This window comes from Mesorhizobium sp. XAP4, assembly GCF_029269325.1.
Taxonomy (GTDB): domain Bacteria; phylum Pseudomonadota; class Alphaproteobacteria; order Rhizobiales; family Rhizobiaceae; genus Mesorhizobium; species Mesorhizobium ciceri.
This window is the reverse complement of the sequence record NZ_JARIXW010000002.1, coordinates 286,852-299,250: the sequence shown is the minus strand read 5'-3', so window position 1 is coordinate 299,250 and position 12,399 is coordinate 286,852. Positions and strand designations below refer to the sequence as shown.

At 63.9% G+C, this 12,399-nt stretch carries 11 protein-coding genes; 6 read left to right on the top strand and 5 right to left on the bottom strand.

Annotated elements, in window-relative coordinates; translation table 11 throughout:
* Positions 1-31 precede the first annotated feature (31 nt).
* Positions 32-550, top strand: coding sequence for a low molecular weight protein-tyrosine-phosphatase (locus P3C39_RS10365; RefSeq protein WP_013528818.1), 519 nt, complete (start codon positions 32-34; stop codon positions 548-550).
* On the opposite strand, the gene thpR is transcribed toward P3C39_RS10365, so the two are convergent.
* Positions 454-1,050: an RNA 2',3'-cyclic phosphodiesterase gene (gene thpR / locus P3C39_RS10360; RefSeq protein WP_013528819.1), complete on the bottom strand. Its 597-nt coding sequence runs from the start codon at positions 1,048-1,050 to the stop codon at positions 454-456. The two genes, P3C39_RS10365 and thpR, sit on opposite strands and share 97 nt — an antisense overlap.
* A gap of 125 nt (positions 1,051-1,175) precedes the next feature.
* Complete coding sequence (locus P3C39_RS10355) at positions 1,176-1,820, bottom strand: arylesterase (protein WP_275953416.1); 645 nt, start codon at positions 1,818-1,820, stop codon at positions 1,176-1,178.
* Positions 1,821-1,908: 88 nt separating this feature from the next.
* On the opposite strand from P3C39_RS10355, the gene P3C39_RS10350 reads away from it, so the two are divergent.
* The 4 genes from P3C39_RS10350 to P3C39_RS10335 all read left to right on the top strand — a co-directional run bounded on the left by P3C39_RS10350 (position 1,909) and on the right by P3C39_RS10335 (position 6,841).
* Complete coding sequence (locus P3C39_RS10350; protein ID WP_013528821.1) at positions 1,909-2,604, top strand: ABC transporter ATP-binding protein; 696 nt, start codon at positions 1,909-1,911, stop codon at positions 2,602-2,604.
* Positions 2,604-5,153, top strand: coding sequence for an ABC transporter permease (locus tag P3C39_RS10345; RefSeq protein WP_275953417.1), 2,550 nt, complete (start codon positions 2,604-2,606; stop codon positions 5,151-5,153). The genes P3C39_RS10350 and P3C39_RS10345 overlap by 1 nt, the downstream gene beginning before the upstream one ends.
* A 227-nt stretch (positions 5,154-5,380) precedes the next feature.
* Entirely contained in the window at positions 5,381-6,160 is a 780-nt protein-coding gene (locus P3C39_RS10340) for a Bax inhibitor-1/YccA family protein (protein WP_013528823.1), read from the top strand.
* Between the two features lie 108 nt (positions 6,161-6,268).
* Complete coding sequence (locus tag P3C39_RS10335; protein WP_275953418.1) at positions 6,269-6,841, top strand: GNAT family N-acetyltransferase; 573 nt, start codon at positions 6,269-6,271, stop codon at positions 6,839-6,841.
* A 131-nt stretch (positions 6,842-6,972) separates the two neighbouring features.
* On the opposite strand, the gene P3C39_RS10330 is transcribed toward P3C39_RS10335, so the two are convergent.
* Together P3C39_RS10330 and P3C39_RS10325 are read right to left on the bottom strand one after the other, a co-directional pair.
* Positions 6,973-7,356, bottom strand: a complete 384-nt coding sequence (locus P3C39_RS10330; protein WP_013528825.1) for a DUF2794 domain-containing protein — start codon at positions 7,354-7,356, stop codon at positions 6,973-6,975.
* A gap of 424 nt (positions 7,357-7,780) precedes the next feature.
* Complete coding sequence (locus P3C39_RS10325; RefSeq protein ID WP_275953419.1) at positions 7,781-8,566, bottom strand: thioredoxin family protein; 786 nt, start codon at positions 8,564-8,566, stop codon at positions 7,781-7,783.
* Positions 8,567-8,738: 172 nt separating this feature from the next.
* Here P3C39_RS10325 and P3C39_RS10320 point away from each other — a divergent pair, with 172 nt between their 5' ends.
* Positions 8,739-9,410: a ceramidase domain-containing protein gene (locus tag P3C39_RS10320; RefSeq protein ID WP_275953420.1), complete on the top strand. Its 672-nt coding sequence runs from the start codon at positions 8,739-8,741 to the stop codon at positions 9,408-9,410.
* A 111-nt stretch (positions 9,411-9,521) separates the two neighbouring features.
* On the opposite strand, the gene acnA is transcribed toward P3C39_RS10320, so the two are convergent.
* A complete protein-coding gene (gene acnA / locus P3C39_RS10315) occupies positions 9,522-12,212 on the bottom strand; it encodes an aconitate hydratase AcnA (protein ID WP_013528828.1) in 2,691 nt (896 codons plus the stop codon).
* Positions 12,213-12,399 lie beyond the last annotated feature (187 nt).

Genomic DNA, 12,399 nt, shown 5'->3' with positions numbered 1-12,399 from the left:
CGAAAACGACCCTCACCATAGCGACGGATCGATGAGCGCGAAGCCTATAAATTCCATTCTCTTCGTCTGCCTCGGCAACATCTGCCGGTCGCCGCTGGCGGAAGGTGTCTTCCGCGCCGTTTGGGCCGAGCGCGGGTCGGCCCGGGATATCCTGCTCGATTCGGCGGGAACCAGTGACTGGGAGGCCGGCTCTGCCCCCGATCGACGCGCGATCGCGGTCGCCATGCGGCACGGCGTCGACATTTCCGGGCAGAGGGCGCGCAAGGTCACGCCACAGGACCTCCACCGTTTCGACCTGATCCTCGGCATGGACCGGTCGAATGTCGCCGACCTGAAGGCGCTGGCGCCGGCGGCCGTGCAGGACCGCATCCATCTGTTCCTGGAATTCGCGCAGGGAAAGGCACGCGACGTGCCGGATCCTTATCATGACGAGGCAGAAGCCTTCGCTTCCGCCTATCGCATGATCCGCGAGGCGTCGGAGGCGCTGGCGACAAGGCTGGAGGCGCGGGCGTCCGTGCCTGACAGCGGCCAGGCTTCCTCGACGATGTAGGGTCCGCCGCCGACCGAATCGCGCGACGACATCAAAACGAAACGGCCGATGCGGAACGGCAGCGTCGAGAAATTGCCGCGCGCCGACAGATATTGGGCAACGTCCAGCGGGGTCGAATTGCGCAAGCGCGCCAGCGTCACATGCGGCATGAATTTGCGCGGGTCGGCCGGGATGCCGAGCCGCTGGCAGATGCGGTCGATCTCACCTTGAAGGGCGGCCAGATCGGGCGAGGCGGAAGCGCCCGCCCACACCGCATGCGGCTTCTTCTGGCCGAAAGCGCCGACGCCGGTCAGCGCCAGCGAGAAAGAAGGGCGGTGGACGCGGTCGAGCGCGTTGGCGATCTCGTCGGCGACATGGCCGGGAACATCGCCGATGAAGCGCAGCGTCAGATGGTAGTTTTCGACGTCGATCCAGCGGGCTCCCGGCAAGCCGCCCCGCAGCAGGGACAGCGAAAGGGCAGCGTCACGCGGAATTTCGAGGGCGGTGAAAAGACGCGGCATGAAAAGCCTCCCTTCCTCGAATCGAACTGTCACCCATAGCGAATCATCGATAGTCAAACGGAGCAAGAGGTTTGTTGGCCACAGTCCCTGTTAAAAGCTCGCCGGGCGGAAACAGTTCCAACCCGCTAGGAATCGCCCGGCACCGCCGCGATCACCTTCTCGACCGCGGGCAGGATGCGTTCGACCATCTGGTCGACGCCTCGTGCGCTCGGATGCAGGCCGTCCTCGAGCTGCATGCCGGGCTGGCCGGCGACGCCATCGAGAAAGAACGGGTAGAGCGCGACGTCGTATTTCTTCGCCAGGTCCGGGAAAATGGCGTCGAAGGCGCTCTGGTAGTCGGGACCGAGATTGGGTGCGGCGCGCATGCCGGCCAGAAGCACGGCAATATTGCGCTGCTTCAGCTTGCTCAGCATCTCGTCGAGGTTCTTTTTGGTGATGTCGGGCGAGACGCCGCGCAGCATGTCGTTGGCGCCGAGTTCGAGGATGACCAGTTGCGTGCCGTCCGGCACCGACCAGTCAAGCCGCGCCAGGCCGCCGCTCGTCGTGTCGCCGGAGACGCCGGCATTGGCGACGGTCACGTCGTGGCCTTTGGCGCCAAGCGCTGCCTGCAGCCTGTCGGTAAAGCCCTGGTCGGGTCCAAGGCCATAGCCCGCCATCAGGCTGTCACCGAAGCCGACGATCTTGAACGGCTCGGCACGCGCCGACGACATGACGCCGCAAATGGCGAGGAAAACCACGAAGCCTGCGGCAATACTGCGTTTGAAAGACATGCGGCAGGCCCCATATGAGCTAGGAATTCTTCAGTCGACGGCTTCCGGCAAGCAGAGCCTTCATTCCCAGATATAGGACGATTTCATTTTGACAGAAGCCGTCATCGCGCTGAAAGATGTGTCCCTGACCCTTGGCGAGGGCGCTTCATCGGTCCATGTGCTGAAGGGGGTGAGCCTCGATGTGGCGACCGGCGAGGCGACCGGCATCGTCGGACCTTCGGGTTCCGGCAAGTCGACCTTGCTGATGGTCCTGGCAGGCCTGGAAAGGGTCGATTCGGGTACGGTCCGAATCGCCGGCGAGCTGCTCAACGGCAAAAGCGAGGACCAGATTGCATCGTTTCGTGGCCGAAACATTGGCATCGTGTTCCAGTCCTTCCATCTCATTCCCAACATGACGGCGCTCGAAAATGTCGCGGTGCCGCTGGAACTGGCGGGCCATGCCGATCCGTTCGCGGTGGCGGCGCGCGAGCTGGCGGCGGTTGGCCTCAGCGACCGCGTCACCCACTATCCCGGCGAATTGTCGGGCGGCGAGCAGCAGCGCGTGGCGATCGCCCGCGCATTGGCGCCGTCGCCGCGCATCCTGATCGCCGACGAGCCGACCGGCAATCTGGACCAGGCGACCGGGCGGCAGGTCGCCGACCTCTTGTTTGCGAAGGCGGCCGAGCGCGGCATGACGCTGGTGCTGGTGACGCATGATCCGGCGCTCGCGGCACGCTGTTCGCGCCAGGTTTCGATGCGCTCGGGCCGGATCGAGGCACCGGCGCCGGTCAAGGTGACGGCCTGATGCCGCTGTCCCGGACGTTGAGGCTCGCTGTCCGCTTCTCGCTGCGCGAGATGCGCGGCGGCCTGTCCGGTTTCCTGATCTTCCTTGCCTGCATCGCGCTCGGCGTCGCGGCCATCGGCGGCGTCAACTCGGTGGCGCGTTCGATCACCGCCGGTGTCGCCAATCAGGGCCAGACGCTGCTTGGCGGCGATCTTCGCTTCCAGATCAACCAGCGTGACGCCAGCCAGGCGGAGCGCAGCTTCCTTGACGGGCTCGGCACGGTTTCGCGGACCGCCAGCATGCGTTCGATGGCGCGTCTGGCCGACGGATCCGACCAGGCGCTGGTCGAGGCCAAGGCGGTCGACCATGTCTATCCGCTCTATGGCACGCTGGAGACCGAGCCGGCGCTGTCGAAACAGGAACTGTTCGGCGAAGAGTTCGGCGTCTTCGGTGCGGCAGCGCCCGATCTTCTGTTCGAGCGGTTGCACGTCAAGCTTGGCGACCGGCTGAAGCTCGGCACCGCCACTTTCGAACTGCGCGCCAAGCTGGTCGCCGAACCGGACGCCGTGTCCGACGGTTTCGGCTTCGCGCCGAGGCTGATGATCTCGACCGAAGGGTTGGCGGCCACTGGACTGATCCAGCCGGGCAGCCTGGTCGAGAATGCCTATAAAATCCGGCTGCCGGCGGACGCCGACGAGGCAAGGCTCAAGGCCATCCAGGATCAGGCCGCCACGGATTTTCCGGAAGCCGGCTGGTCGATCCGCACGCGCAGCAACGCGGCGCCCGCGCTGTCGTCCAACATCGAACGCTTCTCGCAGTTCCTGACCCTGGTCGGGCTGACGGCGCTGGTGGTCGGCGGCGTCGGCGTCGCCAATGCGGTGCGCGCCTATCTCGACGGCAAGCGCGGCGTCATCGCCACCTTCAAGAGCCTGGGCGCTTCGGGCGGCTTCGTCTTTGCCGTCTATCTCGTGCAGATCCTGATCATAGCCGGATTGGGTATCGTGCTGGGCCTTGTGCTCGGCGCACTAATGCCCTTCGCGGCGAGCGCGGCCTTGCAATCCGTCATTCCGGTGCCGGCCGAAGGCGGCTTCTATCCCGGCGCGCTCGGCATGGCGGCGCTGTTCGGCCTGCTGGTGACGTTGGCTTTCGCGCTGCTGCCGCTCGGCCGCGCCCGCGACGTGCCGGCAACCGCGCTGTTTCGCGAAATGGGGCTGGAAGGCCGCGGCTTGCCGCGCCCCGCCTATGTCGCGGCGGCCATAGGCATCGCGCTGCTGCTTGCGGCGCTGGCCATTCTGTTCTCGGGCGACCAGCGCATCGCCTCGATCTTTGTCGGCGCTACCGTCTTCGCCTTCCTGGTGCTGCGCGCGGTCGGCGCACTGGTGCAATGGACGGCCAGGAAAAGCCCGCGCGTGCGCTTCGTGGCGCTCAGGCTCGCCATCGGCAACATCCATCGGCCAGGCGCCCTGACGCCATCGGTGGTGCTGTCCCTGGGGCTCGGGCTGACGCTATTGGTGACGCTGGCGCTGATCGACGGCAATCTCAGGCGACAGATCTCGGGCAGCCTGCCGGAACGGGCGCCGAACTTCTTCTTCGTCGACATCCAGAGCGCCGATGTCGCGTCCTTCTCGGCGCTGATCGGCAAGGAGGCGCCGCAGGGCGTGCTGGCCAAGGTGCCGATGCTGCGCGGCCGGGTGATGGCGCTGAACGGTGTCGACGTCGACAAGGTGAAGGTGCCGGCGGAAGGCGCCTGGGTGCTGAGGGGGGATCGCGGCCTGACCTATGACACCAGGCAGCCGGAGAACGCGACGCTGACCGAGGGCAGTTGGTGGCCCGAAAATTACAGCGGCGAACCGCTGGTTTCGTTTTCGGCGCAAGAAGGCAAGGAGATCGGGCTGAAGCTCGGCGACACCATCACCGTCAATGTGCTGGGCCGCAATGTCACGGCCAGGATCGCCAGTTTCCGCCAAGTCGAATGGGAGACGATGGGTATCAATTTCGTCATGGTCTTCTCGCCCAACACATTCGCGGGCGCCCCGCATGGCTGGATGGCGACGCTGACCGAAAAGAGTGCATCGACGGCCGACGACGCCCGCATCCTCAACGCCGTCACCCGCGCCTTCCCGGCGGTGACGACGGTGCGGGTCAAGGACGCGCTCGACGTCGTCAACCGGCTGGTCGGGCAGCTCGGCACGGCGATCCGGGCGGCCGCTGGCGTGGCGCTGATCGCTTCGGTGCTGGTGCTGGCCGGCGCGCTTGCAGCCGGCAACCGGGCGCGCATCCATGATGCGGTGGTGTTGAAGACGCTGGGCGCGACACGCACGACGCTGATATCGGCCTTCTCGCTCGAATATATGCTGATCGGGCTGGCCACCGCCATTTTCGCGCTGGCGGCGGGCAGCGCAGCCGCCTGGTTCGTCGTCGCGCGCATCATGACTCTGCCGTCGCATTTCATGCCGGAGGTGGCGGTGGCAACCATTCTGTTTTCGCTGGTGATCACGGTCGGCATTGGTCTCGCCGGCACTTGGCGGGTGCTCGGCCACAAGGCAGCACCGGTGCTGCGCAACCTGTGACGACAGGCCCGGAACGGACATCCTGGATTAAATCTTGGTAAGAAAGCCGTCCGAAAAGCCGAGGAAACGGCGCTTCGCCCTCTCACGAACCGTTACATCCGGTTACGGTCTTGTTCTTGACGCGAATAACCATCATATTTCGCCACAGGCATGCTGGAGCCCTGCCAGCGGCGCCTGGGTCCGGAAGGACCTGACACCGGACGGGGCAGAAGCAATAGAGGACTACAATGGCTGATCCCATTCGCAACTACCAGACGCGCGCCGTGCCCGGCGTCGGCGTCGGTGCCGACATCGATCAGGGCCTGCGCGCCTACATGATCAAGGTTTACAATCTGATGGGGCTTGGCCTCCTCATCACCGGTCTTGCCGCTGTCGGCACGATCATGCTGGCCACCACCACCGATCCGGCTTCGGCTGTCGCGACGCTGCCGAGCGGCGAGATGCTGACGTCCTTCGGCTACGCGATCTTCGGCTCGCCGCTGCGCTGGGTGGTGATGCTGGCGCCGCTGGCCGCCGTGCTGTTCCTGTCGTTCCGCGTCCAGTCGATGAGCGTTTCGGCGGCGCAGACGACGTTCTGGGTCTATGCCGGTCTCGTCGGCCTGTCGCTGTCTTCGATCTTCCTGGTCTACACCACGGCCAGCATTTCACAGACCTTCTTCGCCACGGCCGCCGCCTTCGGTGCGCTGTCGCTGTTCGGCTACACCACCAAGCGCGACCTGACGGCAATGGGCTCGTTCCTGATCATGGGCGTGTTCGGCATCATCATCGCGTCGGTGATCAACATCTTCCTGCAGTCGTCGGCGCTGTCGTTTGCCGTGTCGGCGATCGGCGTGCTGGTCTTCGCGGGCCTCACCGCCTATGACACGCAGAAGATCAAGGAGATGTATTTCGAGGGCGACAGTTCGGACGTTGCCGGCCGCAAGGCGATCATGGGCGCGCTGACGCTCTATCTCGACTTCATCAACCTGTTCATGTTCCTGCTGCAGTTCATGGGCGACCGTCGCTAGTTCAGCATGCTGGACCATCGAGTTCCAAAAGGGCGGCCCAACGGCCGCCCTTTTCTTTTGTGCCGGGCTTTGCTGTTATCGCGAGCAGAGAAATGGCACGCATAAATTATGAGCACTATTACGATTCGACCGGCGACAGCGGCCGACCTCGACAGCATCACGGATATCTACGCCGACGCGGTCGCCAAAGGCACGGCGAGCTATGAGTTGGAGCCGCCGAGCCGCGCGGAGATGGGTGTTCGATTCGACAGCCTGATGGCCGGCGGCTTTCCCTACCTGGTGGCGGAGAAGGACGGCGCGGTTCTCGGCTACGCCTATGCCGGTGCCTTCCGGCCACGCCCGGCCTATCGCTTCATTGTCGAGGATTCGGTCTATGTCGCGCCCGAGGCCAAGGGCCAGGGCGTCGGGCTCAAGCTGATGCAAAGCCTGATCGAGGCGGTGACGACGGCGGGCTTTCGCCAGATCATCGCGGTGATCGGCGATGGCCGTCCCGACAGCGCCTCGGTGCGGCTGCACGAAAAGCTCGGCTTTCGCCATTCGGGCCGCCTGGAAGGCTCCGGCTACAAGCACGGGCGCTGGCTGGACACGGTGTTCATGCAGCTGTCGCTGAATGGCGGGGCATCGGCGCCGCCCGATCCCGAATCGCTGCCGGAGCGGAAGTTTCGCCTTAGAGGGGACTGAAGAAGGAACTGAAGAATTGCGGAATTGAAGAACTGAAGAATAAAAAGAAGCGGCGGCAACAGATGACGCCGAGGCCTTTTCTCAACTCATCAATTCTCCACTTCTTCAATTCCCCTGCTCTAATTCCCTGCTCAGGCTTCGACCAGCTTCAACTTGCTGTCGAACACACCGAGCACGCGGCCGAGTTCCTGGCCGCGTTTCAAGATGCGGCCGCCGGCGGCGATGACGGCAAAGGCGCCCTGCTTGCGGGCCAGTTTCGGATCCTTGACGATCTGGAACAGCGGCACTTCGCTGGTGCGGCGGAAGACGGAAAAGACAGCGCGGTCGGCGAGATGATCGATGGCGTAGTCGCGCCATTCATTGGCGGCGACCATGCGTCCGTAGAGCCTGAGGATCTGGTCCAGCTCGCGTCGGTCGAACCGCACCGGCTGATCGAGACGTTCGCGTCGCGCCTCGTGCAGCGGGATTATTGCGGATGCGTCCCCATCCCCCGTCCCGCCACTGTCATCGGTCATGCCTCGATCCTTCAAAATGAATCTTTGCCAACCAAAGTTGGCGTGTTCGCGACTGAATTGCAAGGCCCGGCGAACCGAGCCCCGCGCCGCGCCGTTTCCGTCACGTCCAGTCACTTTTATGAAACGCCGTGTTGGAATTGGTGATGTTCCGCCACATTTCTGCCTTTTTTTATCCGCGCTCATGCCCCAATGTCCGACGAATTTACCGGCGTTGCCTGAGACGGTTCGGTCCGGCACCGGCTCGTAAACCCCAAGCCCCCCGCCCACGGGTCTGCGTCGGATCGAACCAACCTCGGCTCTTCTTCGGAAGAACCGGGAGCGACGATCCCAAAACCTAAATGACCGGCGTCAGAAGCAAGCTGACGTCGGTTTTTTATTGGCTGGTGATAGCCTTCGCGCTACCGCGGCAGGGGTTTGAGCGCTCTCAAGGCTTGTGGATGAATGCGGCGCCGAGAATGGGACCGGGCATGCCGTCCTTGCCGACCGACTGCAGCAGCACGGCGCAGCCGCCCTTTTTGGCAATCTCGCTCATCGGCAGTTCGTAGCGCTGTGCCTTGCCATGCCACATGCCGGCGGTCTGGATGCCGGTGACGGCGTTCCAGTAGGTCATCTTGCGGCCGGTATTTTCGCCCTCGCCGACTTTGACCGTCTGCGGCGGGTCGAAATAGACGATGACGACATGGGCGTCGCTGGGGCCGTTGCCGGCATCGCCGGCGTCGATCATCACGCGATCGCTGGTGCGGCTGACCTTGACGGCGACGCGCATGCCTTCGCCGCTCTTGGCCATGCGGGCGAGCGCACCATCGACCTCGCCGCGGTTGGCGCCGTTGACATGGACGCGGCCATTGATGACGGCCTGCGGCGTATAGACGGAGCGGCTGCCGAAGGCGCGCATATAGTCGTATTGCCGCTCGGTGTTCTCCTTGCGGCCGAGCGTGTCCTGCCAGCCGAGATAGTCCCAGTAGTCGACGTGATAGGCGAGCGCGACGATGTCTTCCTTGGCGGCAAGTTCGGAGAACAGAGTATCGGCCGGCGGGCAGGAACTGCAGCCCTGGCTGGTGAACAGCTCGACCACGCCCAATGGCTTTTCGATCCGGACCCGGTCGGTCTGGGCGCGATCGGATTCGCCGGCATGCCCGGCGCCGGCAGACGCCGAGAAGGCCAGCGCAAGAGCTGCCAGCCACAATGATTTTCGCGAGGCCATGGCCATTCCGATTCCCGCCGGTGATGCCGGCTTTATCTTGATTGCTGAAATATGTGGCAGAACCGGAAGTCAACGGGAAGTCACGTTGCGGTGAAATTTTGCCGTTGCAGCCGACCGCAACCGCGCAATAGGAAGGATCTGCGCTTCAGGATAGAAACCGATTCGGGCGGCAATCGCGATGTGGCAAACGTTTTTGGCGCCGGTCGACCTCTATTGCGAGCGGACCGGCCCGGAATTCTGGTCCGAACCGGTCAACGCCCTGACCAACTTCGCCTTCATCGCCGCCGGCCTGTGGGGCGTGCGCGAGGTGCGAAGGCTGGGCACCGGCGCCTTCGCCGAGGTTCTGGCCTGGTGGGTGGTGGCGATCGGCATCGGCTCGACGATCTTCCATACTTTTGCCACCAAGGGCACGGTCTGGGCCGACGTGCTGCCGATCGCCGGCTTCACGCTGGCCTACACGCTGTTCAATCTGCGTCGCTTCCTCGGCATGCGATGGGGCAAAGCCATCGCCATCTTCATCGCCTTCTATGTGATTGCCGGGGCGATAACCGTTGCCGTGCCGGACTGGCTGCGCCAGGCGTCGAACGGCACGACGGGCTATCTGCCGCCGTTCCTGGCGCTCGCCTTCTTCGGCGCGCTGGTAGCCGCCAGCGGCAATCGCGCCGGCTGGTACAATCTGGCCGGATCGGCGATCTTCGTGGTGTCCGTCGTCTGCCGGATGATCGACCCGCTGGTCTGCGGCGGTTTCCCGCTCGGCACGCACTTCCTCTGGCACATCCTCAACGGGCTGATGCTGGGTGTGTTGTTGGCCGCCGCGGCGCGGTTCGGGAAGCCGAAAGTAAGGGAATAGGGGAATAGGGGAATAGGGGAATAGGGGAATAGGGGAATAGGGGAATAGGTATTCCCTTCCCTACTTCCCTACTTCCCTACTTCCCTACTCCCCTACTCCCTTACTCCCTTACTAAGCTGCCAGATCGCGCAGCACGTATTGCAGGATGCCGCCGTTCTTGAAGTAGTCGAGCTCATCCAGCGTATCGATGCGGCAGATGATCGGCACGTTCTTCACCGTGCCGTCGCCATAGGTGATTTTGGCGATCATCGTCTGGCGCGGCTTGATGGTGCTCAGTCCGTCGATCTCGACCAGCTCGTCTCCCTTGAGGTTGAGCGATGCCCATGAGGTGCCTTCCTCGAAGACGAAGGGGATGACGCCCATGCCGACCAGGTTCGAGCGATGGATGCGCTCGAAAGACTGGGCGATGACCGCGCGGACACCGAGCAGATTGGTTCCCTTGGCCGCCCAGTCGCGCGACGAGCCGTTGCCGTATTCGACGCCGGCGAAGACGACCAGCGGCACGCCTTCCCTTTTGTACTCCATCGCCGCGTCGTAGATCGATTCCTCTTCCTTCGACGGGTAGTGAATGGTGTAGCCGCCCTCGCGGCCGTTCTCGCCCAGCATGTGGTTGCGGATGCGGATGTTGGCGAAGGTGCCGCGCATCATCACCTCGTGATTGCCGCGCCGCGTGCCGTACTGGTTGAAGTCGGCGACACCGACGCCGTGGTCGGTGAGATATTTTCCGGCCGGTGAGGCCGCCTTGATCGATCCGGCCGGCGAGATGTGATCGGTGGTGATCTTGTCGCCGAACAGGCCGAGCACGCGGGCGCCCTTGATGTCGCCGATCTTGCCGAAACCTGATGTCATGCCGGCGAAATAGGGCGGGTTCTGCACATAGGTCGAGTTGTCGTCCCAGGCATAGGTCTGGCCTTCCGGCGCCTTGACGTTCTGCCAGTACTCGTCGCCCTTGAAGACGTCGGCATATTTGCGGGCGAACAGCTCGCGGGTGACGTTCTTCTCGATGAACTCCTGGATCTCGGCCGAGCTTGGCCAGATGTCCTTGAGGTAGACCGGCTCGCCGTTCTTGTCCTCGCCGAGCGGCTCTGTCGTGAGGTCCTTGGTGACAGTTCCGGCCAGCGCGTGCGCGACGACCAGCGGCGGCGAGGCCAGATAGTTGGCCTGCACGTCAGGCGAGACACGGCCTTCGAAGTTGCGATTGCCGGACAGGACCGCGGCAGCGATCAGGCCCTTGTCGTTGATGGTTTTGGAGATCGGCGCCGGCAGCGGGCCGGAATTGCCGATACAGGTGGTGCAGCCGAAGCCGACCAGGTTGAAGCCGATCTGGTCGAGCTCCTTCTGCAGGCCGGATTTCTCCAGATATTCGGCGACCACCTGGCTGCCGGGAGCCAGCGAGGTCTTCACCCACGGCTTCTGCTTCAAACCGAGCCGGTTGGCATTGCGGGCCAAAAGACCGGCGCCGATCAGCACGCTCGGGTTCGAGGTGTTGGTGCAGGAGGTGATGGCGGCAATGACGACATCGCCGTGACCGAGATCATGGTCGGTGCCTTCGACGGCGTAGCGCTTGGAGATTTCGGCCGCCTTCTTGTATTCGGTCTCCATCGCCTTGGCGAAGCCTTCCGGAATGCCTTCCAGGGCGACGCGGCCTTCCGGTCGCTTGGGGCCGGCCATCGACGGCACGACGGAGCCAAGTTCGAGCTCGAGCAGATCAGTGAAGACAGGGTCGGCCGAGCCGGTTTCACGCCACAGGCCCTGCGCCTTGGCATAGGCCTCGACCAGCGCGATGCGGTCCTCGCTGCGGCCGGACATTGTGAGATAGCGGATGGTTTCCGAGTCGACCGGGAAGAAGCCGCAGGTGGCGCCATATTCGGGGGCCATGTTGCCGATGGTGGCGCGGTCGGCCAGCGTCATGTTGGAGAGGCCCGGGCCGAAGAACTCGACGAACTTGCCGACGACCCCCTTCTTGCGCAGCATCTGGGTGACGGTGAGCACGAGGTCGGTGGCGGTGACGCCCTCTTTCAGCTTGCCGGTGAGGCGGAAGCCGATGACTTCCGGCAGCAGCATGGAGACCGGCTGGCCGAGCATGGCCGCCTCGGCCTCGATGCCGCCGACGCCCCAGCCGAGCACGCCAAGGCCGTTGATCATGGTGGTGTGCGAATCGGTGCCGACGCAGGTGTCGGGATAGGCTGTGGTTTCGCCGTCCTCGGTGTTGGTCCACACCACCTGGCCGAGATATTCGAGGTTGACCTGATGGCAGATGCCGGTGCCAGGCGGCACGACGCGGAAGTTGCGGAACGCCTGCTGGCCCCATTTCAGGAATTTGTAGCGCTCCTCGTTGCGCTCATATTCCAGCTCGACATTGCGGGCGAAGGCCATCGGCGTGCCGAATTCGTCGACGATGACGGAATGGTCGATGACGAGGTCGACCGGCACCAGCGGATTGATCTTCTGCGGATCGCCGCCGAGCGAAGCCATGGCGTCGCGCATTGCGGCAAGATCGACCACGGCCGGAACGCCGGTGAAATCCTGCATCAGCACGCGGGCCGGCCGATAGGCGATCTCGACGCCGGCGGTGCCCTTGTCGGTCAGCCAGCCGGCCACCGCCTGGATCGATTCCTTGGTGACGGAGCGGCCGTCTTCGTTGCGCAGCAGGTTTTCCAGCAGCACCTTCATCGAATAGGGCAGTTGCGAGATGCCGGTAAGGCCGTTCTTTTCGGCCTCGATGAGATCGAAATAGGCATATTCAGCGCCGCCTGCGGTCAGCGTGCGGCGGCAATTGAAACTGTCGAGGGATTTTGACACGTGCGATCCTTGTCTGTTCAGCCTGAAAGGGAACGGACGCCGATGGCATGCAATCACGCGCAAAGGTGCGGGTACGGCCATTTCCGCTGTCCGTTCCCAAGCAACCCGAGCCGTTCAAGGCGGCGCGTGCGCTGGTTCGGCGCTAATTCTGTTCCCGTGCCGACCGCTGGCACGGATGCACCGCATA